Here is a 21086-nt window from a genome sequence, read left to right on the forward strand (position 1 = left end):
AAGGATCAAGAGGACGCATCATGGCAATGAATGTCTCGCAACGCTTCATCCTGACGCTCGCTTGCGCGAACCGTCCCGGTATCGTGGCGGCTGTCGCGGGACATCTTTCGGATGCGGGCCTCAATATCCTCGACGCGCAGCAATACGACGACACGCAGACGGACCGCTTCTTCATGCGTGTCGTGTTCAACCCCGTTGAGGGCGAGAGCGCTATCGAGGCGCTCAGAGCAGGCTTCGCGCCCCTGGCCGAGCGCTTCGGCATGACATGGGCGATGAGCGATCAGACTCGCAAGCAGCGCGTCATGCTCCTGGTCTCGAAATTCGATCATTGCCTTGCGGATCTCTTGTATCGGTGGCGCATCGATGAGCTCGATTTCGAGCCTGTCGGGGTCATCGCCAACCATCCGGTCGATACCTACAGCCATGTGGACCTGGGCAGCGTTCCATTCCACTACCTGCCGGTCACGAAGGACACGAAGCTCGAGCAGGAAGCGCGGGTCTGGGAGATCATCCGCGACTCGAAGGCCGATCTCGTGGTGCTTGCGCGCTACATGCAGGTGCTCTCGGATGGGCTCGCCGCAAAGCTCTCCGGCCGCTGCATCAACATCCACCACTCGTTCCTGCCCAGCTTCAAAGGTGCGAAACCTTACCATCAGGCCCATGCCCGCGGCGTGAAGCTGATCGGCGCGACGGCGCATTATGTGACGTCGGACCTCGATGAAGGTCCGATCATCGCGCAGGACGTGGAATCGATCACGCACCGCGACACGGCAGACGACCTCGTGCGCAAGGGGCGCGACATCGAACGCCGCGTTTTAGCTCGCGCCGTGCGCTATCACCTGGAGGATCGCATCCTGCTCAACGGCCGCAAGACGGTGGTGTTTGCGGATTAGCAAGCCCGTTCACTGTCATTCCGGGGCGGCCATAGGCCAAGCCCGGAATCCATAACCACGACGCCTCAAGAAAGGGCGAGCAGCGTATCGCTTCTTTCTGCACCGTTAGCGTTTATGGGTTCCGGGTTCCGCTGCGCGGCCCCGGAATGATAGTGTAGGTTACCGCCGCCGCTCCGCGAGCCAGATGCCGCCGAGCACCAGCACGAGGCCTCCTGCGTGGTAGAGCGCGAAAGGCTCGCCCAGGAGCGCCACCGCGAGCAGGGCGCCGAAGACCGGCACGAGATTGACGAAGAGACCGGCCCTGGCCGGGCCGATGAGCTCCACGCCGCGCATGAAGAACACCTGAGAGAGCAGCGACGGCAGCAGGCCCACATAGAGCAGGATCATCCACCCTTTGGCGGTCGGGAATTGCAGGTTGCCCTGCGCGGCCTCGATCCACAGAAGGGGCAGCGATGTGGCGAAGGCCACCCCTGCCAGCGCGGCGAAGAAGATGAGGCCCGGAAGCGCCGGGCGATGGCGCAGGCCGAGCGTATAGCCCGCATAGAACACGCAGGCGATCAGCGTCCAGACATCGCCGATGTTGAGTGCGAGCGTCCGGAGGATCTCGAAATCGGCCTTCACCGAGACCAGGATCACGCCGAGGATCGTGACGATCATGCCGATGATCTGCAGCGGGATCACGCGGGCGTGGAAGAACAGCACCGTGCCCAGAAGCACGAGCACCGGAATGGAGCCCTGGAAGATGGTGAGGTTCACGGCGGTCGTGTGGTGGGCTGCGGCATAGAACAATGCATTGAAGCCGGTGAAGCCGAAGGCTCCCATGAGGATCGTGAAAGCCCAGCGCTCCCTGATCTGCGGCCATGCCGCAATCACCTGCCGGCCGACCAGCGGCGTCAGCACGACCACGACGATGACCCAACGCAGGCAGGTGAGCATCATGGGGGACACCTCGCCCACGGCGAGCCGCCCGGCGATGGCATTGCCACCCCACATCAACGTGGTGAGGGTCAGAAGCACATAGGCCTGCCCCCATGTTCCCTTCCAGAGCGCGTGCAGGATATTCATTGGAGGCCAGACCTTATTGCACTTGCCGCCATGCGCCGTTCGGCTAAACCGGCATGACAGCAAGCGGGTGACACGCATGGGCTTACGGTTTCTGGTGGTTGAGGGCAATACGCGGGGCGCAAGGCAGGCCCACAGGGACGCCTATGGACTCACGCTCTCCGAGTCCTATTCGGAGGTGATCCAGGGGATTGCCCAGGATGCGGTCTGCGATATCGCCTTCCCGACGGACGAGGGCGCGAACCTGCCGGATGCGGCGGGGCTCGAATCCTACGACGGGATCGTGCTCACAGGCTCCCATCTCAACATCTACGACCGCACGCCTGAGATCTTGCGTCAGATCGACCTGATGCGGGCGACTTTCGCCTCCCTCACGCCGTCCTTCGGCTCCTGCTGGGGGCTGCAGGTGGCAACGGTCGCGGCCGATGGTGATGTGCAAAAGAACCCGCTCGGCCGCGAGGTCGGCATCGCCCGTAAGATTACCGCAACGGATGCGGGCAGGGGACACCCGCTGCTCGATGGCCGCCCGGCCGCTTACGACGCGCCCGCCATCCATCTCGACATGGTCGGCACCGTGCCGGAGGATTGCACGGTTCTTGCCAGCAACGCGATCTCGCCGGTTCAGGCCGCCGAGATCCGCCGCGACGGCGGCACGTTCTGGGGCGTGCAATATCACCCGGAATTCTCGCTCAGTGAACTCGCGGCGATCTTAAGCCGCCGCACCGACATCCTCGTGCGGGAAGGCTTCTGCCGCACGTCCGAGGAGGCGCTCGCCTATGCGGAGGATCTGGCGGCGCTCGACAAGGATCCGGCGCGGTTCGATCTTGCTTGGCGCCACGGCATCGACGCTGAGGTTCTCGAACCCCACCGCCGCACCCGCGAAATCCGCAACTTCATCGAGCACCGGGTGCGGACTGAGAAGAGCGCACGCGGACGGGCATGACAGTGAGGGGGCATCCCCGCGGAGCGCAGTGAGGGAAGGGAATCCACTCGCGCGCTTGGTACGATGGATTCCCTTCCGTCCGATGGGTTCATCATCTCCGACCCGGAGTGACATAGGCGTACCGTTCCGAGCATCATGCCCGGACAATTCCGCTCAGACGGGTTCCTTTTCCGCCACAGCGGGATTGCGGATCTGCAGGACGGTCAGGCGCTTCAGTTCACCCGTGCGGGTGGTCCAGTTGAGCGATTGACCAAGCGGGAGTCCGATGAGAGCGGTTCCGATCGGGGTCAATACGGATATCCGCCCCTTCGAAATATCGGCCTCATGCGGGTAAACCAAGGTGACGGTCTGCACGCGTCCTGTGGTGTCATCACGAAAATCGACTTCGCAACCCATATGGACAGCATCTGCACGTTGCTTCCCCTCACGCAGGATATGAGCCCGGTCAAGCTCATCGGTGAGTTCCCGTGCCACATCCGGCATTGTATGCAGGGCGGCCTCGGCAAGCGCCGAGAGCTTTTCATGATCTGCTGCCGTCAAAGTGATGCGTGGTTTCGCATTGCGCATTGTTCTATCGGCCATTCGATGTCTCCTGTTCTTGAAGGTGTGGCGTGTCCCGGAACCGTCCTCGGATTCCGGCAATTGGGGATGGATTGAAACGCTCGGGTTTTGGCTCATCCGGGATGCGATCGTTTTGCCGGTGACGGCCATCGGACGCGAAGGAGCGTTGGTGATCTGGCCCTGCACGGGTTCCGGCTGCACGGCACGAACCACAAGGTGGAAGAGGCGATGAAGCATGCCGCCGTACCGGATGATCCGGCATCAGCCTCATACGATGTCCAGTGGTTCAGATCCTGCGTAGCGCCCCGAGCTCGGAGCGCGGACGCGCGTTGAGCTCGGGGCTACTTGCCCGCGATGAGGTTGCCTGCCCGATGCAGGCCACGACGGTATCGTAAAAGGCTCAACATGATGAGCCGAGGCTCCTATACCCCGCCGTGTTTGTCAAATGGGAGCGAAGCTTTCGCAGGCGAGAACATAGTCAGCCGCTCGAACCAGGGTCATGAATGTTCCCATTTTGTTCTTGACTTTGGTCCTAAGCTGGGCTATATCGTTGTGCATCCTTTCCCGACGAGGGGCGCGCTCGCGAGGCGTCGCAGATGCGGGGTAAGGAGCGGTCCTGCCGCAGGCCTCGCACGCCTGTGATCGCAGGGGGCCGATCTGGCATGCCTCCAGGTCCGCTAAAACAAACCGCGCGTGACGAGCAGCCTGGCTCTCACTTCTCACCATCACATCGAGCCAGGCTGCCCGTTGCGCCACCCTCGATTGACCTGACGGCTTGAGGCCCCCGGCCTCAGGCCCGAAGGCGCTGGCACTTTCTCAGGTCAATCAATCATCGCGGACGAATATACAAAACCACATTCCCGCCTTTCCGGTGGTTATGATGCGGGGATGCAGGGCTCATTCCGCCTTGACCTGAGGCGCGTGATCCACCATGAGGGTTTGCAAGGTTTTTACCCAGCCCTGGCCTTGCGCCGGGGCTTTTTCATGTGAGGGTTTGAGCGATGGCGAACGTGGTTGTCGTGGGCGCCCAGTGGGGCGACGAAGGCAAGGGCAAGATCGTCGACTGGCTGTCCGAACAGGCGGATGTGGTCGTGCGGTTCCAGGGCGGTCACAATGCCGGCCATACCCTCGTGATCGGCGACAAGGTCTACAAGCTCTCGCTCCTGCCCTCCGGCGTCGTGCGCCCCAACAAGCTCTCGGTGATCGGCAACGGCGTCGTGCTCGACCCGCATGCCCTGGCCGGCGAGGTGGAGCGCCTGAGTGAGCAAGGCGTCTCGATCAGCCGCGAGAACCTGCGCGTGGCCGAGAATGCCACGCTGATTCTCTCGATCCACCGCGAGCTCGATGCACTGCGCGAAAGCGGCAGCGCCGGCACCAAGATCGGCACCACCAAGCGCGGCATCGGTCCCGCTTACGAGGACAAGGCCGGCCGCCGCGCCATCCGCCTCATGGATCTGGCCGACCTGAACACCCTGCCCGAGAAGATCGAGCGGCTGCTGACCCATCACAATGCCCTGCGCCGCGGCTTCGGCCTCGACGAGTTCGCCCCCAAGGCGATCTTCGAGGAGCTGGCCTCCGTGGCGCCCAAGGTGCTGCCCTACATGGATGCCGTGTGGCGCCTGCTCGACGAGGAGCGCCGGGCCGGCAAGCGTATCCTGTTCGAGGGCGCTCAAGGAGCGCTGCTCGATGTCGATCACGGCACCTATCCGTTCGTCACCTCGTCCAACACAGTGGCCGGCCAGGCGGCGACCGGCTCGGGCCTCGGCCCCGGGGCAGTCGGCTATGTGCTCGGCATCGCCAAGGCCTACACCACCCGCGTGGGCGAAGGACCGTTCCCGACCGAGCTCTTCGACGAGACCGGTGAGCTGATCGGCCAGAAGGGCAAGGAGTTCGGCGTGGTCACGGGGCGCAAGCGCCGCTGCGGCTGGTTCGATGCGACGCTCGTGCGCCAGACGGTGCGCACCTCGGGCATCGACGGCATCGCGCTCACCAAGCTCGACATCCTCGACGGCTTCGAGACCATCAAGATCGGTGTCGGCTACAAGCTCGATGGCGAGACCATCGACTACTTCCCGGCGAGCCAGGGGGCGCAGGCCCGCGTGGAGCCGATCTACGAGGAGTTCGAGGGCTGGAGCGGCTCGACCGCAGGCGCCCGCTCCTGGGCGGACCTGCCGGCCCAGGCCATCAAGTATGTCCGCCGGGTCGAGGAACTGATCGGCGCGCCGGTCGCGGTGCTCTCCACCTCGCCGGAGCGTGACGACACAATCCTCATGAAGAACCCCTTTGAGGGTTGACGGCAAAGCCCCGGCGGGTCATTCCCAAGGCAAATGGCAGATTATTACCCTCTCATCGCCCGAGCCGTCGAAGGCCTGCCCGAGCAGAACCCCGATCAGCGGCACGCTGTCTACGAGCGTGCCCGCACGGCGTTGATCGCGCAACTGCGTTCGCTCGACCCGCCTCTGTCCGAGGCCGAGATCCTGCAGGAAAGCCGCTCCCTCAATGACGCCATCAACCGGGTCGAGGCGGATTATTCGTCGGCCGGGTCCGATGCCGTCTCGCCCATGCCGGCCGACGAGCCGCCGGTCCGTCCGGGACCTGAAGCCTCGCGCGGCGCGGCCTCGGTTCACGGATTGCGGGCGCCGGCTCCTCAGCCGGTTCAGGATGACGAGGCCGAGGAGGCCTATGCCGAGCCCGCAATGGCCCGGCCCAAGATCGACAGCCGTCCTCATCCTGCCATGCAGAACAAGGGACGCGGCCGCACCATCGTGTTCGGTTCGGTCTTGGCGCTCGTGATCGCGGCCATTGCGGCCTTTGCGTTCCTGTGGCGCGACAGGCCCGAGGATCTGGCTCCCGAGACCCCGGTCGCCGAGGCCCCAGCGACGCCGCCCGCCGATACCAAGATCGACGAGCGCGTGGGGGGAGGGCAGGCCCCTCCGCCGGCGGCCGCGGGCAACCCGGCGCCGCGCCAGGATGCCGGTGTTGTGCAGCGCGCGGTCTTCTACGAAGAGGATCCCGCCAATCCGCAGGCGCCCAAGGCGCAGGTCGGACGCGTGACGTGGCGCCTCGAAGACGTCAATCCAGGCCAGGGCCAACCGCTGGAGAAGGCCGTCATCGCCAATGTGGACATTCCGGACGCCGGGGTGACCATGCGGATGGTGCTGCGGCGCAACCTCGACACCACGCTCCCGGCCTCCCATACGGTCGAGCTCACCTTCACGACCCGTGAGGACGACACGAACCGGGTGATCCGTGACGTGGGCTTGCTGCAGTTCAAGAGCGAGGAGGCTGCTCGCGGCACTCCGGTCGCCGGCCTGCCGGTGCCCGTGCGCGAGAACCTGTTCCTGATCGGCCTCTCCAACCTCCAGGCCGATATTGCGCGCAACACCCAGCTGTTCGTGCGCCGCAACTGGGTTGATCTGCCGGTGCGCATGGCCTCGGGCCAGCGCGCCATTCTCAGCTTCGAGAAGGGCGGATCCGGCGAGCAGGTGATCAACGACGCCTTCAGCCAGTGGCAGTAATACACCAAGCATCGGACATTAAAAAAAGCCGCGCTCGATGCGCGGCTTTTTGTTGGATTTGTCTTATGAACGCTTAAGCCTCGGCCGACGAGGTCTCGATCTGGGTCAGGTTCTTCCTGACCGCATCCTGGATCTTCTCGAAGGCGCGCACCTCGATCTGGCGTACACGCTCGCGGGAGACGCCGAACTCGGTGGAGAGCTCCTCCAGGGTGATCGGGTCGTCCGAGAGGCGCCGCGCCTCGAAGATGCGGCGCTCGCGCGGGTTGAGGACAGACAGCGCATTACGCAGGGCCTTGAGCCGGTTCTGGCCTTCCTCTTCCTCGACGAGAACCTGCTCCTGGCTCTGGCCCTGATCGACGAGCCAGTCCTGCCACTCGCCGCCGCCTTCGCCTTCGTCACGCAGGGGAGCGTTGAGGGAGGAGTCGCCGCCGAGCCGGCGGTTCATGTCCACCACGTCCTGCTCGGTCACGCCGAGCTGGGTGGCGATCCGCTTGACGTTGTCGGGGTGCAGGTCGCCTTCCTCGAACGCCGAGATGCGGCCCTTCGCCTTGCGCAGGTTGAAGAACAGCTTCTTCTGGTTCGCCGTGGTGCCCATCTTCACGAGGGACCAGGACCGCAGGATGTATTCTTGAATCGCCGCCTTGATCCACCACATGGCATAGGTGGCGAGGCGGAAGCCCTTGTCGGGCTCGAAGCGCTTGACGGCCTGCATCAGGCCGACATTGCCCTCCGACACCACTTCGCCGATCGGCAGGCCATAGCCGCGATAGCCCATGGCGATCTTGGCGACCAGGCGCAGGTGGGATGTAACGAGCTTGTGGGCGGCTTCGCGATCTCCATGCTCACGCCAGCTTTTGGCGAGCATGTATTCCTCATGCGGCTCGAGCATGGGGAAGCGACGGATCTCGTCGAGATAGCGCGAAAGGCCTCCTTCATTGGCAAGCACTGGAAGCGCTGCAGCCATGTCTTCTCCTCCTTTGGCTCCCTCACCATGAGGCAAGCCTGAGGCGGCCCCCTCCATGGCTGGCCGCCTTGATTCACACTATAAGCGGTTCAACCCTGTCAGAATAGAGGCGTCAGGCTTCAAGACGTGGTGAACGCTTCAGGGTCGCAAGGGTGCCAGCGTGGCTGAATTTTGCGACCCATTGACGCTAAATTTCCGCTCGCAGGGCCTCGAGAAGCGCCACCAGATCGGCCGGAAGGGGGCTCTCGAAGCGCAGGAACTCGCCGCTGCGCGGATGTTCAAAGCCGAGAATCGTCGCGTGCAGGGCCTGCCGGCCCAGCGCCGTGAGCGCCTCCCGCGACTGCTCCGAAAGGCGGTTCGCCTTCGTCTTGAAGCCCGACCCATAGGTTGCATCGCCCAACAACGGGTGCCCGAGATGGGCCATGTGGACCCGGATCTGGTGCGTGCGCCCCGTCTCCAGCTCGCACCGGACGAGGCTCGCCAGGGGCTGTGCAGGGGACAGGGCCTCCAGGAGCTCGTAATGGGTGATGGCATAGCGGCCGCGCTCCTCGCCCACCACGACGATCTTCTCGCGGTTGTGGGTGGAGCGGGCGAGCGCCGCCTCCACGGTTCCGCGCCGACGCTCGGGCACGCCCCAGACGATGGCCAGATAGGCCCGTTCCAGAGGGCCCGTGCGGCCGTGATCGGCGAACTGCGCCGAGAGGGCCTGATGGGCGACATCGTTCTTGGCCACAACCAGCAGGCCCGACGTGTCCTTGTCGAGACGGTGCACGATGCCCGGCCGCTTCACCCCGCCGATCCCCGACAGGCTCTCGCCGCAATGGGCGATGAGCGCATTCACCAGGGTGCCGGAATCGTGTCCCGCTCCCGGATGGACCACGAGGCCGGGCGGCTTGTCGATGACGATCACGTCATCGTCCTCATAGACGATGCTGAGCGCCATCGCCTCGCCGGCGGGCTCCGCCGGCACGGGCGGCGGCACGGTCAGTCCGATACGCACGCCGCCGGCCACCTTGCGGTTGGAATCCAGCACTGGCGCGCCGTCGACGGTGACCTGGCCCTCTCGGATCAGCGCCTGGAGCCGACTGCGCGACAGGTTTCCCTGCAGCCGCGCCAACACGCGATCGAGCCGCTCGGGCGCAAGCCCATCCTCCAACGTCCATTCGTGCCACGTCGCGTCCACCGCATCCTCATTTCCGGCTGGCCTTTGCTTTTTTCAGCAAAAGGGCTTGAAGCAAATCAGAAGGGTGGTTATACGAGCGGCCTCCACCTTGCTAGCTCCCTTCGTCTAGCGGTCTAGGACGTCGCCCTCTCACGGCGAAAACAGGGGTTCGAGTCCCCTAGGGAGCGCCACAATCAAGCATTTAGCTCGATTGTGGCTCAGGTCGAGAAATATATGTCTCTGAACTCCGCCGGACGAGCGTGGATGCGTCAGTGGGACGGCTCCCTTTGAAAGTCGTCAGCCCAGCCTGATTTCAGTCATACAACGAGAGACAAGAATACAGGCAACATTGTTGGCCAAAAAGGCTTTATGCCGCCCCGCCAGATAAGATCTTCTGCTTTGCGACTGGATATTGTGCTTTTGAGTGTCTATATCACAGGTGTCAGGTTCGCCTGACTATGATCGTAGAGGCAGAGTGGAATAGGCGTTTAGGACGCGGGTTCGATTCCCGCCGCCTCCACCACAAGCACACCGGCCGTCTAGGTACCGCAAGACGGGTTTTGAGCGGAATGGCCTTTCGTTGAGGTCATGCCGCTGCCCCGGTGTGTTTGTGATGGGGGCGACATGGGTTCGACTGGGCGCAATAAAGGCTAGGCTGCGGTTAGGCTGAGCTACGGCCTTGACAGTGCAAAACTCATAAATGCCAACGATAACGTTGACATGGGTGCAGTGCGCCTCGCGGCGTAACGATCCGGGGCTCGGGAAAGCCTAGCAACAGAAACGGCACCTTCGGGTGCCGTTCCCATTTCTAACCCTTGGCCTTTTCCACTCACGCTACCCCACAAAAGAGAGACGAAGAACAGATGTCAGAGATGCAGGTGGACGGCTACATCCGGGTTCCAAAAGGAACAATGGTCTACCCCAGGGGTAACGGCATCGAGGCCCCATCCACCCGGAACCAAGTCGTGAAGGTCACCGATATCTTCGACGTAGACGTCAAGAGCGACAACTTCTATCTGCTACTGCCCGACGAGATGCGGCTGCGTTACTTCGAGGCCAGCGGTGGCAAACGCCCCATTGATCAGGACATTCTGGATTTTACTGATCGCCTCACGAAAGGTGACTATCGAGCGGTGGAGTGGTCGAACAAATGGGCACTGATCGCCGATGTTCAGCCTGCTGAAGCTCCTGCCCGCGCCAAGACGGCAAAGAAGATCGAGAAGCCGGAGAAGAAGCCGCTCACCAAGCAGCAACAGATGGTGATTGGTTCCGTGTGGCACTTCACGCAGGATACGGAGCTTCGCTACAAGGTTCGTAATCCCGCATATGCTGCCATGCGTGACGATATCGAGAGCAGCCTCCGTCAATTGCCATCACACGCTCGGAAGCAGACTGTCGACGCGAAGCTGAACGAGCTCGGCATGATCGACCATCTTGATGAAGCGTGGGGGTCTGTGATGGCGGGCGAGACCTTCACGGTTCGCAGCAAGCTCACGTCTGGTTTCGCAGGTGATCAGGACGTGCCGATGCTGTTCCGAGGCGAGAAGTTTACCTTACCCTATTCCAGCCTTGAGCCCTTCATCGAGCTTGTGGTTGAACGATAAACAGCTGCGAGCCGGGTCAGTTGACCGTTACAGCTAATGGGATCATCGACCCGGCGAGACGCACCAGAGATGAGCGCATGTTGATAGTGCACATCCAGTAAAGTACACTTAATGCCAAGCTCGATGTAGAACAGAATGCTGTTGTCGCTCATCGATGCTCGACGAGCAGCATCTCCAGCTAGCAGCGACAACCCTCTAGGACGACCTGATGCCGGACACAATTCAGATTGCTTTGGACGTGCAACGAGCCTGGGCGGCGCCAGATCAGCCGATTGCTACTATACAAGCAGCGGGCGAAGCTTTTGCTAAAGCGGTCGGATACCGCCTTTATACCGTAACTCGCATGCTGTCAGATGGTCTTGAAGTGGAGCGAGTATATTCCACCAACACAGATGTCTATCCAGTCGGCGGGCGCAAGCCTGTGTTGCCAAATGCTTATACGCAGCGCGTCCGCGGTGACATGCAACCATTTCTTGCCAAGACTCCGGCGGAGTTTGCCCCCCTCTTTCCTGACCACAAGACGATCACTGACCTCGGCCTCGGGTGTGTGATGAACCTGCCTATTGTCTTCGGAGGGACAATGCTTGGTACGGTGAACCTGCTCGATAGAGAAGGTGTTTACGAAGAGAGACACGTTAAAAAGGCTATGCTTATCGCAAGGCAGATTCTGCCCGTACTTCTATAGCCAAACACCTGAGACGAGGCGCATCGTGCTATTCGTGCGCAACCAGTCGCATAAAGTAGCCTGAAAGAACTTATTCGGGAGACGGGGCGAGTGGACTTTGTCGAAACTAATGGAGCCCGTTAGAGCCGCGGCACCTGGGCGATCGCTCAGGGCAGATTTGAGACGTTTGGCTGAGGACAGCTAACTCAACCAGAGCGGACGTTCGTAAAGGGCAGGGGACCGGCAGAGGATGACCCATAGTGGAACTTGGATACGGGTTCGGGCGGCCTGCCTCGAAACAATAGCTTACCCCGCAAGCAGCATCCTTTCCGAGCGTTAAATCAGTGACTTGGTCGGCTCCTCAGGGGAGATAGGCGTTCCTGGTTGGGAAGAACCTCAACGAACCTATGAAGAAGGCGGGTCTGATCGCTCTGACCCACAGATTCTCCCACAATGAACAGGCTAAGGGCGTAAAGAATGACTTGATCGTCTTGTCTGCCTTCGGCCTATGATGTCGCTACCCTTGGACGCCGCATCTGTTCATGCTTCGAACCTTTTTCATATGTCTTGCTGCATTGCTCGCTCCCACAGTCTTCATCGGGACTGCCATCGCGGCTGAAAAGGTGCGCGTTCTCACGTCTTTCCCACCGCAGTTTCTCGAGCCGTTCCAGAGAGCCTTCACAAAGCGCCATCCCGCGATTCTCATTGAGTTCGTGCAGCGCAAGACGACGACGGCGCTGGCAGACATCGTTGGCGACAGGCACAAAGCGGACATATTCTGGGCGTCGGCGCCGGATGCCTTCGAGATTCTGAAGAGGGTAGGCCGCCTGACGGAGCTGAAGCCGCGCCCTACGGGCGCTCCGGACCTTATCGCGGGCTATCCGGTAAACGATCCGGACCTGATGTATCTCGGCTTCGCCCTGTCGGGCTACGGGTTCGTGTACAATCCCGACTATCTCAAGGAGCGGGAACTGCCCGTGCCTAAGGGCTGGAGCGATCTCGCGGCGCCCATCTATGCCGGGCACATCGGCATCAGCTCCCCGTCTCGGTCGGGCACGATGCACCTCATGGTCGAGGCCATTCTCCAAGTCTACGGGTGGGACCGTGGGTGGGGCATCTGGTCCGAGATTGGCGGCAATCTCGCGACCGTCACGGCGCGAAGCTTCGGCGTTTCGGCGGGTGTTGCCCGAGGGCGTTTCGGGGTCGGGCCCTCAATCGACTTTCTAGCAAAGCCCGAAGGCATGCCCGAGGGGGCGACCACCCGCTTCGCCCTCCCCGAAGAGACGCTGTTCGTACCCGCCAGCATCGCAATCCTGACCGATGCGGCCAATCGGGAGGGTGCCGAACGCTTCATCGATTTCGTATTGTCGCCAGACGGGCAGGCTCTTCTGCTGGACCCTGCGGTCGCGCGGCTGCCGATCTCTCCCTCTGTCTATCCGACCGATGGGTCGACGGATGGCAACCCCTTCCAACATGACAGTTTGTTTGCCAGGGGGTTGTTCGATGCGGGGCTCTCGGCCGCCCGCTACGAGCTGGTCAACATCATCTTCGATGAGATGATCACTTTTCGCAGATCGGACTTGGGGCGCATGTGGCGATCCGTGCGGGCGATGGAAGCGGCCCTGTCGGAGCGCTCCGACACGGATCTGGCAAAGCTGGTGAGCGATGCGCGCGGCGCCCTGACGCGGCCGCCCCTGAATGGCACGGAGGCCATGGAGCTGGAGCGCTGGAAGGACCTCGTTCGGGTACGGCGTGGGCTTCCCACACCCGAGCCCCAGGCCCGGCTCGAAGCCCACATCAAAGCCCGGATCGATGAGAACATGCGACGGGCGGCGCAAGCGCTGACCGATGCAGCCGCAAGATTGGGCGCGGCCGAATGGGACGCTCAGGGCCCAGAGGCCTCAAGGCCATGATGATCCGGCGGATGCGCCTCGGGATCGGCGGACGCCTCATCATCGCCTTCCTCGGAGTGGGCGGGCTCGCGGTCGGCGCATGCATCGTGGGCTGGCTGTCCTATGCCCGCCTCAGCGAAGAGCTGAATTCCGTGGCGACAGCTCACCTTCCGGCCCTCGCGTTCTCCGCCCGCCTGGCGGAGGCAGGCGCGAACGTGATCGCCAGCACGCCCGATCTGGCGGTCGCGGAGCGCCGGGAAGCCTATGACAGAATTCGCAAGACGCTCGTCGAACGTGTGTCCGTGCTCCGCGCCGTCCTCAACGAGCGGAACGACGAGCATTCACTTTCGCCTGATCTTCTCGTCGTGACAAATGGCATTGAGGCTAACCTCAATGCCATCGACCGGGTGGCCGACCGGCGCTTTCCCCTGCATGAACGCGCGCGTGCGATCAGTGAGGAATTGCGATGGCTGCAGGCCGATCTGATTGAAGAGATCGAGCCGCTCATCGACGACGCCCGCTTCAACATGGAATCGGCTATCGGCAGGGTCGCACCTGGCGAGGCAGCCGAGGCAGGACGAAAGACTCTGTTGGAGGAGAGCCGCAAGAGCGAGTCCCTCTTAACCATCAATGCCTATGCCAACCTGATCGTGGGGCTACTGGGCCGGCTTGGAACCGTGCCGACGGTCGAGGACCTTCGGGAAACGAGCAACTTCCTCGGTGAGATGACGGATCAGTTTGACCTGGAAACCAAGGCGCTCGCCAGCTGGACAGATACGATCACCATCGGCCAGATCGCGACACGCCTCCTGGCCGTCTCCGATCCGGCATCCGGGCTCGCTGCCTTGAAGCGGGCAGAACTCGAAGCCATCGCTGATGGGCAGGCGCTTCTTGCCGAGAACAGACGCCTTGTCACCCAGCTCGGTATACTTGTGTCTCAGGAGGTCAATCGTACGGAAGCGATTGCTCGAAGGGCGGCGGAGCGTTCCGCCGATGCCATCGCGATCGGGCGCAATCTCCTTCTGGCAATCGCCGTCACGTCACTCGCCATCACGATCGCGATCGGCTGGTTCTATGTCCGAAGGAACCTCGTCGTGCGTCTCCAAGGGCTGACTTTGGCGGCGACGACCATTGCGAGTGGCCCCACGATGCCGGTCCTGCCGCCTCCAACCGATGACGAACTCGGCGATCTCGCCAAGGCGCTTGCCGTCTTCAGACAAACCCGGGACGACTTGGTCCAGGCCGCCAAGCTCGCTGCGCTCGGCCAGATGTCTGCAGGCATCAGCCATGAGCTCAATCAACCTCTCGCGGCAATCCGCTCGCACGCATACAACGGCGCCGTGCTGCTCCAGCGCGGGCGCCCGGAGGAAGCAGGGGCCAGCTTCGATCGGATCCAGGGACTGACGACCCGGATGGCGGAGCTGATCAAGCATCTCAAGCGCTTCGCCCGCCGCCCGGCCGCAGCTCTCGAAGCAGTCGATCTGCGCGCCGCCGTCGAGGGCGGCTTAAGCCTATTCGAGCAGCGTATCGATGCGGAGAAGGTCGCGGTGCGGATGAACTTTCCGGATGCTTCCCTCAAGGTACTGGCTGAGGAGGTCAGGCTGGAGCAGGTGATCGTCAATCTGATTTCGAATGCGCTCGACGTGGTCGAAGGCCAGACGGACCGTCGCATCGACATTGCCGCCGAAGCCAGGGAAGGTCGTATCCGCCTGGCGGTCACCGACAACGGGCGGGGCATCGCAGAGCAGCACCGCAGCGCCATCTTCGACCCGTTCTTCACCACCAAGCCTGCTGGTCTGGGGCTCGGACTCGGACTGTCCATGTCGTACAACATCGTGAAGGATTTTGGAGGAGACTTGATCTTGGCGACGACAGGACCGACGGGAACGACCTTCGTGATCGATTTGGCGGCGAGCGAGGCATGAGTGCGAAGCCGAAGGTCGTCCTGGTGGACGACGACCAGGAAGTGCTCGACGCCTACCGGCAGACGCTGGAACTCGATGACTTCAACGTCACTGCGGTTGGCTCTGCCAAGGCAGGCATCGACATCCTGTCGCCGGATCTCCGGGCCGTTGTCGTGAGCGATGTTCGGATGCCTGGGCTCGACGGCTTCGGCCTCCTCGACGCCGTCCGCGCAATCGACCCAGAGATCCCGGTGGTCCTCGTGACCGGCCACGGCGATGTGCCGATGGCCATTAAGGCGGTTCGAGCCGGCGCCTGGGATTTCATCGAGAAGCCGGCCGATCCCGTGCGGCTCGTCGAGACGGTCAGGCGCGCATTCGCACACCGCAGCCTCATTCTCGAAAACCGGGCTCTCCGGGCAGGAACCGCGGATCAGGATTCCATCGTCAGCCGGCTCGTCGGGCGCTCCACCGCCATCGAACGGCTGCGGCGCATCCTTGGAACACTCGCGGAGGCCGAGGCCGACGTGCTTCTTCTCGGCGAGACGGGCACGGGCAAGGAGGTCGCCGCCCGCGCTCTCCATGATTTTGGAAGCCGACGGAAGGGGCGGTTCGTAGCGGTCAATTGCGGCGCGATGCCGGAAACCATGATCGAGAGCGAACTCTTCGGTCACGAGCCCGGTTCCTTCACCGGAGCCCGCGAGCGGCGGATCGGCAAGATCGAGCATGCGAGTGGCGGCACGCTCTTTCTCGACGAGATCGAGTCCATGCCTTTGACGGCGCAAATCCGGCTGCTGCGGGTACTCCAGGAACGAACCATCGAACGCCTTGGGTCGAACAAGGAGATCCCGGTCGACATCCGCGTTATAGCCGCCACCAAGGCGGATCTTACCGAACTGGCAGGCAAGGGCGCATTCCGCGAGGACTTGGTCTATCGATTGAACGTCGTCACGGTTCGCCTTCCGCCGCTCCGCGAGCGGCGGGATGATGTGCCAGTGCTTTTCAGTCATTTCCTCCATCTCGCGGCTGCCCGGCAGGCGAGGGCGGCGCCATCGCTCGAACCGTCCTTCCTAGAACGGCTCCAGCAGCAGCAATGGCTTGGAAACGTGCGCGAGCTGCGGAACGCTGCCGAGCGATACCTCCTCGGTCTCGATGAGGACGATCTGCCTCAGGTGGGCCTGAGCCCTCCTAGTGCGCTGAGCCTCGAACAGCAGATGGAGGTCGCCGAACGCCGCGTCATTGAGGAAGCCCTCGTGCGCTTCGCCGGCCGCATCGGCACAACTGCAGAGGCACTCGGGATCACCCGCAAGACCCTTTATCTTAAAATGAAGAAGTACGATCTCGGTCAGACGGGTGAGATCGAAGTCTGATGTTACCCATCTGACCCATGGGGCTGGAGGGAGGTTACCGTCCTTTCCCAAATCGGCTGCCCGTTCGGGAGTTGCGCCTGGAAATCCTTTCTTAGAACAATGGTACTGTGATTGGGCCAAGTTTGGCACGATTGTTGCATAAGGCTTTACGGCCGCCCTCGCGCGGACCCAAGTCAAGAGCCAGCAAGTTGGAGGAAACTGATGCTTCGCCATTCCGTCGCCGCGGCGGCATTGATCGGAACCGCCCTGTTTACAGGGGCTGCCTTCGCCCAGTCCGGCAAGGTCACCGTCGTAACCTCGTTTTCCAAGGATGTGACCGATCCGTTCAAGCAGGCTTTCGAGAAGGCACACCCGGGTGTGACCCTGGATGTCCAGAATCGCAACACGAACGCGGGCGTGAAGTTCCTCGAGGAAACGAAAGCCAACAACCAAGTCGATATCTTCTGGGCCTCTGCCCCGGACGCCTTCGAAGTTCTGAAGAGCAAGAGCCTGCTTCAGAAGCATAAGCCGAAGGCCGAGGGCATTCCGGACAAGATCGGCTCCTATCCGATCAACGACCCCGAGAATTTGTATTCCGGCTTCGCGGCATCCGGCTACGGCATCATGTGGAACGACCGCTACGCCAAAGCGAACAAGCTGCCTGAACCCAAGGATTGGCAGGATCTCGCCAAGCCCGTCTACTTCGATCACGTCGCCATGGCAGCGCCCTCGCGCTCAGGTACGACGCACCTCACCATTGAGACGATTCTGCAGGGCGAGGGCTGGGAGCAGGGGTGGCGCACGCTCAAGGAAGTGTCCGGAAACTTCCGCCAGATCACGGAGCGTTCCTTCGGCGTGCCGGAGGCGGTCAATTCGGGGCAGGTCGGCTTCGGCATCGTGATCGACTTCTTCGCCTTCTCGGCCCAGGCTTCTGGCTTCCCGGTGAAGTTCGTCTATCCGACTGTGACAACAATCGTTCCGGCGAATGTCGCTGTGGTTGCCAATGCTCCCAACAAGGCTGGGGCCGAGGCCTTTGTCGACTACCTCGTCTCTCCCGCTGGGCAGGAAGTGCTGCTCGAGCCAAGCATCCGCCGCTTGCCCGTGAACCCGGCAGTCTACGCCAAGGCTCCGGCGGATTATCCGAACCCCTTCAAGGATCCGTCCCTGGGGTCGCGGGTGAAGTTCGACGTGGACGTGTCGGAGAAGCGCACGAACGTGGTCGACGTCCTCTACGACCAAACCGTGACGTTCCAACTCGACGCGCTCAAGGCGGCGACCAAGGCCATCCACGACGCCGAGGCCGCGATTGCCAAGAAGGACAACGCGGATGCCAAGGCTCTGGTGAAGGAGGCTCGTGGCCTCGTAGCCGCCGTGCCGGTCACCGAGCAGCAGGCTTCATCGCCCGAGGTCGCCGGCGCCTTCACGGGCGGCAAGGAGAAGGGGGCTCGCCAGGCCGAGCTTGAGCAACAATGGGCCGCGTTCGCCAAGGAGCGTTACCAGCAGGCACAGGCCAAGGCCGAGCAGGCCCTGAAGCTCGCACGCTAATCGTTCCGGCGGGCGGCTGGCGTAAGCGAGCCGCCCGCACAAGCCCTTTTCGTATTTTAGGAGAGCGTCCATGGCTGGCGCCACGACCGCCGGGCGAGCGCATGCGCCGTCCGTGTCTTCCAGGTTCATGCGATTGTCGGCGACGCCGGGGCAGATCGCCCTCGCACTGGGGATTACTGTCTTCCTCGTACTGTTCCTCATCGTGCCTGTCGGAACGGTGATCTATGTCGCCTTTACGGAGAAGGGAACGGGCGAGTTCACCCTGGTCAATTTCCTCGACTTCGCCCGAACAGATCTGTTCATCCGCTCGTTCTGGAATTCGGTTTATGTATCCGCGATGTCTGTGGTCGTCGCGTCGATTTTCGCTCTTCCACTCGCCTACATCACCACGCGGTTCGAATTTCGCGGCGCAATGCTGATCCAGACACTGGGCTTTCTGCCTTTGATCATGCCGCCGTTCGTCGGCGCGGTCGCCATGCTGCTGCTGTTCGGCCGGAACGGCACGGTAAACCTGCTTCTGGATGAGTGGTTTGGCATCAAAATTCCCTTCATGGAGGGACTGAACGGGGTCATCTTCGTTCAGGCCGTGCATTACTTCCCGTTTATCCTCATCAATCTCTCGACGGCTCTGCGCAATATCGACCGATCGATGGAAGAGGCGGCGCAGAATCTCGGCAGCTCCGGGTTCCGGCTGTTCCGCCGCATCGTCTTCCCGCTTGCCATGCCGGGCTATATCGCCGGCGCTTCGCTCGTCTTCGTCAAGGTCTTCGACGATCTCGCGACACCGCTGCTCCTGAACGTCAAGGACATGCTGGCGCCGCAGGCCTACCTGCGTGTCACCTCCATCGGCATCGCCGACCCAATGGGATACGTGATCTCCGTCGTGCTGATCTGCATGTCGATCCTGGCCATGTGGATTTCCGCCCGCGCCATGCGCGGCAAGGATTACGCCACGGTGCAGCGGGGCGGTGGCGGCCTAGCGAAGCGCACGATGCGGCCTTGGGAAAGTGCGCTCGCCTATGCGGCCGTTCTGCTTATCTTGCTGCTTGTGCTGGCACCCCATATCGGGCTGCTGCTGCTTTCCTTTGCGACCATATGGTCCTTCAGCCCGCTGCCGGATGCCTTCACCCTGGCGCATTACGGCCGCGTGTTCGGCGAGAGCTTCGTGTACGTCAAGAACACCCTCCTCTATGCCTCCATCGCGGGTTTGATCGATGTGGTTCTTGGCACCGCTATCGCTTATCTGGTCCTGAGAACGAAGCTCATCGGCCGCGAATGGCTCGACTGGGCCGCGACCGCCGCTCTGGCCATACCGGGCGTCGTGCTCGGCATCGGCTACCTGAGGACCTTTTATGGGGTGCAGCTTCCCGACGGCACCCCGCTCGCTACCCTGTGGATCACGATTGTGCTGGCGCTGGCGATCAGGCGTCTGCCTTACGCCCTGCGCGCATGCTACGCCGCCCTGCAGCAGATTTCGGTCTCGCTCGAGGAAGCAGCGGAGAATCTCGGCGCTACAAAGATGCGCACGGTCCGCCGCGTGGTGCTACCGCTCATGGCAGGCGGCATCCTGGCGGGCTTCGTCACAAGCTTCGCAACCGCTGCTGTGGAGCTCTCGGCGACACTGATGCTTGTCCAGTCAAACGCGGACGCGCCTCTCGCCTATGGCCTCTACGTCTTCATGCAGTCGGCAGCCGGGCGCGGGCCCGGGGCGGCGCTGGGCGTCATCGCCGTGCTGCTCGTCGCTCTTTGCACCTTCGCGTCCCACATGATCATCGAGAAAAGCCAGAGGGCAAAAGGAGCCAGCCGCTAATTGCGTCTGACCCGAGGAAACGAAACCCATGAACCAGCCTCTCCCCATTTCCGAACTCGGCACCAACGCCGTCGATGTCGACATCCGCAATGTCGATCTGTCCTACGGCACAAACCATGTCCTCAAGGGCATCAACCTGCATATCCGACCCGGCGAGTTCTTCGCCTTCCTCGGTCCGTCCGGATGCGGAAAGACCACTCTGCTGCGCTTGATCGCAGGGTTCAACCAGACCGATGGCGGCGAGGTTCTGGTCGGTGGCCGGGACGTGTCGCGCTTGCCGCCCTGGAAACGCGACGTGGGCATGGTGTTCCAATCCTATGCCCTGTGGCCCCACATGACGGTGAGGCGCAACGTTGCGTTTGGTCTCGAGGAGCGAAAGGTTTCACGGGCCGAGATCGAAAGGCGCGTCGCGGCCGCTCTGGAACTCGTCGGGCTCGCGCACCTCGCCGACCGGCGTCCGTCGCAGCTCTCAGGTGGCCAGCAGCAGCGTGTCGCGGTAGCCCGTACCATTGCCATCGAGCCAAAGGTTCTGCTTCTCGATGAGCCCCTGTCGAATCTGGACGCCAAGATGCGCGTTCAGGTGCGGCGGGAACTGCGCGATCTGCAGCAGCGGCTTGGCCTCACAACGATCTTCGTCACCCATGACCAGGAGGAGGCCAACACGATCTGCGACAGGATCGCCGTTATGAACGACGGAATCGTGCAGCAGGTCGGCACGCCCATGGAGCTCTATGAAAAACCTGCCAATTTGTTCGTGGCGAACTTCCTTGGCACGGCGAATATCCTGCCGGGCCGCGTGGTGCGCGAGGGCGGTGAGCGGTTTTTCGACATCGATGGCGGCGTTCGCCTACCGATCCCGGCTCAGGTTGTCGTGCCGGAGGGGGCCAAGCTCGTCTTCCGACCGCAGCATGCATCCCTGGCTGGGCACGGTGCGGGCGATGTCCTGCTGCCGGGCACCATCGTGCACAGTGAATTCCTTGGCTCCACGCTGCGTTATGTCGTGAGGATCGGTGCCGCGGAGGTCTCCATCGACACGCCTTTCCATTCGGGAGAGACGCTCCACCAGCCAGGCACCTCCGTGGAGATCAGCCTGTCCCTACGCTCAGCCCTCTGGCTCGCTGCCTGAGGCGCCCCATCGCACGGCATCGCCCTCAAGCGGAAGAAATGCTCTCCCTTCCGCCGTTGGCACTCCGTTCCGCAAGAGTTAGTACTGACCGC

At 62.5% G+C, this 21086-nt stretch carries 16 protein-coding genes, 1 tRNA gene and 1 other RNA gene; 14 read left to right on the plus strand and 4 right to left on the minus strand.

From position 1 onward, the window contains the following. Window positions 1–20 precede the first annotated feature (20 nt). Window positions 21–893 carry a formyltetrahydrofolate deformylase gene (purU, locus tag JKL45_RS18370; RefSeq protein ID WP_201863032.1) on the plus strand — a complete coding sequence of 291 codons (873 nt, stop codon included), beginning with the start codon at window positions 21–23 and terminating at the stop codon, window positions 891–893. 159 nt (window positions 894–1052) lie between these two features. Here purU and JKL45_RS18375 read toward each other — a convergent pair whose 3' ends face one another. Continuing rightward, window positions 1053–1958, minus strand: a complete 906-nt coding sequence (locus JKL45_RS18375; protein WP_201863033.1) for a DMT family transporter — start codon at window positions 1956–1958, stop codon at window positions 1053–1055. Window positions 1959–2034: 76 nt separating this feature from the next. On the opposite strand from JKL45_RS18375, the gene JKL45_RS18380 reads away from it, so the two are divergent. Beyond that, window positions 2035–2898 carry a type 1 glutamine amidotransferase gene (locus JKL45_RS18380; protein WP_201863034.1) on the plus strand — a complete coding sequence of 288 codons (864 nt, stop codon included), beginning with the start codon at window positions 2035–2037 and terminating at the stop codon, window positions 2896–2898. Window positions 2899–3051: 153 nt separating this feature from the next. On the opposite strand, the gene rnk is transcribed toward JKL45_RS18380, so the two are convergent. Beyond that, window positions 3052–3645: a nucleoside diphosphate kinase regulator gene (gene rnk / locus JKL45_RS18385; RefSeq protein ID WP_376771050.1), complete on the minus strand. Its 594-nt coding sequence runs from the start codon at window positions 3643–3645 to the stop codon at window positions 3052–3054. A gap of 815 nt (window positions 3646–4460) precedes the next feature. Between rnk and JKL45_RS18390 the strand changes: the two genes are divergently transcribed. Together JKL45_RS18390 and JKL45_RS18395 are read left to right on the plus strand one after the other, a co-directional pair. Beyond that, a complete protein-coding gene (locus JKL45_RS18390; protein WP_201863035.1) occupies window positions 4461–5753 on the plus strand; it encodes an adenylosuccinate synthase in 1293 nt (430 codons plus the stop codon). Window positions 5754–5786: 33 nt separating this feature from the next. Beyond that, complete coding sequence (locus tag JKL45_RS18395; protein WP_201863036.1) at window positions 5787–6977, plus strand: histidine kinase; 1191 nt, start codon at window positions 5787–5789, stop codon at window positions 6975–6977. A gap of 73 nt (window positions 6978–7050) precedes the next feature. On the opposite strand, the gene rpoH is transcribed toward JKL45_RS18395, so the two are convergent. Further along, window positions 7051–7941, minus strand: a complete 891-nt coding sequence (gene rpoH, locus JKL45_RS18400; RefSeq protein WP_201863037.1) for an RNA polymerase sigma factor RpoH — start codon at window positions 7939–7941, stop codon at window positions 7051–7053. 187 nt (window positions 7942–8128) lie between these two features. Next, entirely contained in the window at window positions 8129–9124 is a 996-nt protein-coding gene (locus tag JKL45_RS18405; protein ID WP_201863038.1) for an RluA family pseudouridine synthase, read from the minus strand. A 94-nt stretch (window positions 9125–9218) separates the two neighbouring features. Between JKL45_RS18405 and JKL45_RS18410 the strand changes: the two genes are divergently transcribed. From JKL45_RS18410 to JKL45_RS18455, 10 genes are all read left to right on the plus strand, one after another. Next, window positions 9219–9294: transfer RNA gene (locus JKL45_RS18410), tRNA-Glu, on the plus strand. A 211-nt stretch (window positions 9295–9505) separates the two neighbouring features. Continuing rightward, window positions 9506–9892, plus strand: a transfer-messenger RNA (tmRNA) gene (ssrA, locus tag JKL45_RS18415). 74 nt (window positions 9893–9966) lie between these two features. After that, window positions 9967–10707 carry a hypothetical protein gene (locus tag JKL45_RS18420; RefSeq protein ID WP_201863039.1) on the plus strand — a complete coding sequence of 247 codons (741 nt, stop codon included), beginning with the start codon at window positions 9967–9969 and terminating at the stop codon, window positions 10705–10707. Window positions 10708–10915: 208 nt separating this feature from the next. Further along, window positions 10916–11392, plus strand: a complete 477-nt coding sequence (locus tag JKL45_RS18425; protein WP_201863040.1) for a GAF domain-containing protein — start codon at window positions 10916–10918, stop codon at window positions 11390–11392. Window positions 11393–11913: 521 nt separating this feature from the next. Continuing rightward, window positions 11914–13284 carry an ABC transporter substrate-binding protein gene (locus JKL45_RS18430; RefSeq protein WP_201863041.1) on the plus strand — a complete coding sequence of 457 codons (1371 nt, stop codon included), beginning with the start codon at window positions 11914–11916 and terminating at the stop codon, window positions 13282–13284. Then, window positions 13248–15188 (plus strand): ATP-binding protein, encoded by a 1941-nt coding sequence (locus tag JKL45_RS18435; protein ID WP_246498665.1) that lies wholly within the window; start codon window positions 13248–13250, stop codon window positions 15186–15188. The genes JKL45_RS18430 and JKL45_RS18435 overlap by 37 nt, the downstream gene beginning before the upstream one ends. Next, window positions 15185–16534, plus strand: coding sequence for a sigma-54-dependent transcriptional regulator (locus JKL45_RS18440; protein ID WP_201863042.1), 1350 nt, complete (start codon window positions 15185–15187; stop codon window positions 16532–16534). The genes JKL45_RS18435 and JKL45_RS18440 overlap by 4 nt, the downstream gene beginning before the upstream one ends. A gap of 201 nt (window positions 16535–16735) precedes the next feature. Beyond that, on the plus strand, window positions 16736–18058 hold the full coding sequence (locus JKL45_RS18445) for an ABC transporter substrate-binding protein (protein ID WP_201863043.1): 1323 nt from the start codon (window positions 16736–16738) through the stop codon (window positions 18056–18058). Window positions 18059–18185: 127 nt separating this feature from the next. Continuing rightward, window positions 18186–19868 carry an ABC transporter permease gene (locus tag JKL45_RS18450; protein WP_246498672.1) on the plus strand — a complete coding sequence of 561 codons (1683 nt, stop codon included), beginning with the start codon at window positions 18186–18188 and terminating at the stop codon, window positions 19866–19868. 28 nt (window positions 19869–19896) lie between these two features. Continuing rightward, on the plus strand, window positions 19897–20994 hold the full coding sequence (locus JKL45_RS18455) for an ABC transporter ATP-binding protein (RefSeq protein WP_201863045.1): 1098 nt from the start codon (window positions 19897–19899) through the stop codon (window positions 20992–20994). Window positions 20995–21086: the final 92 nt, after the last annotated feature.

The sequence above is a fragment of the Microvirga soli genome (genome assembly GCF_016734765.1).
GTDB lineage: Bacteria > Pseudomonadota > Alphaproteobacteria > Rhizobiales > Beijerinckiaceae > Microvirga > Microvirga soli.

Bases quoted from the DNA above. Each gene is read 5' to 3' on its own strand.
- purU (WP_201863032.1), top strand. From the start codon at position 21: ATGGCAATGAATGTCTCGCAACGCTTCATCCTGACGCTCGCTTGCGCG.
- JKL45_RS18375 (WP_201863033.1), bottom strand. From the start codon at position 1,958: ATGAATATCCTGCACGCGCTCTGGAAGGGAACATGGGGGCAGGCCTAT.
- JKL45_RS18380 (WP_201863034.1), top strand. From the start codon at position 2,035: ATGGGCTTACGGTTTCTGGTGGTTGAGGGCAATACGCGGGGCGCAAGG.
- JKL45_RS18390 (WP_201863035.1), top strand. From the start codon at position 4,461: ATGGCGAACGTGGTTGTCGTGGGCGCCCAGTGGGGCGACGAAGGCAAG.
- JKL45_RS18395 (WP_201863036.1), top strand. From the start codon at position 5,787: ATGGCAGATTATTACCCTCTCATCGCCCGAGCCGTCGAAGGCCTGCCC.
- rpoH (WP_201863037.1), bottom strand. From the start codon at position 7,941: ATGGCTGCAGCGCTTCCAGTGCTTGCCAATGAAGGAGGCCTTTCGCGC.
- JKL45_RS18420 (WP_201863039.1), top strand. From the start codon at position 9,967: ATGTCAGAGATGCAGGTGGACGGCTACATCCGGGTTCCAAAAGGAACA.
- JKL45_RS18425 (WP_201863040.1), top strand. From the start codon at position 10,916: ATGCCGGACACAATTCAGATTGCTTTGGACGTGCAACGAGCCTGGGCG.
- JKL45_RS18430 (WP_201863041.1), top strand. From the start codon at position 11,914: ATGCTTCGAACCTTTTTCATATGTCTTGCTGCATTGCTCGCTCCCACA.
- JKL45_RS18435 (WP_246498665.1), top strand. From the start codon at position 13,248: ATGGGACGCTCAGGGCCCAGAGGCCTCAAGGCCATGATGATCCGGCGG.
- JKL45_RS18440 (WP_201863042.1), top strand. From the start codon at position 15,185: ATGAGTGCGAAGCCGAAGGTCGTCCTGGTGGACGACGACCAGGAAGTG.
- JKL45_RS18445 (WP_201863043.1), top strand. From the start codon at position 16,736: ATGCTTCGCCATTCCGTCGCCGCGGCGGCATTGATCGGAACCGCCCTG.
- JKL45_RS18450 (WP_246498672.1), top strand. From the start codon at position 18,186: ATGCGATTGTCGGCGACGCCGGGGCAGATCGCCCTCGCACTGGGGATT.
- JKL45_RS18455 (WP_201863045.1), top strand. From the start codon at position 19,897: ATGAACCAGCCTCTCCCCATTTCCGAACTCGGCACCAACGCCGTCGAT.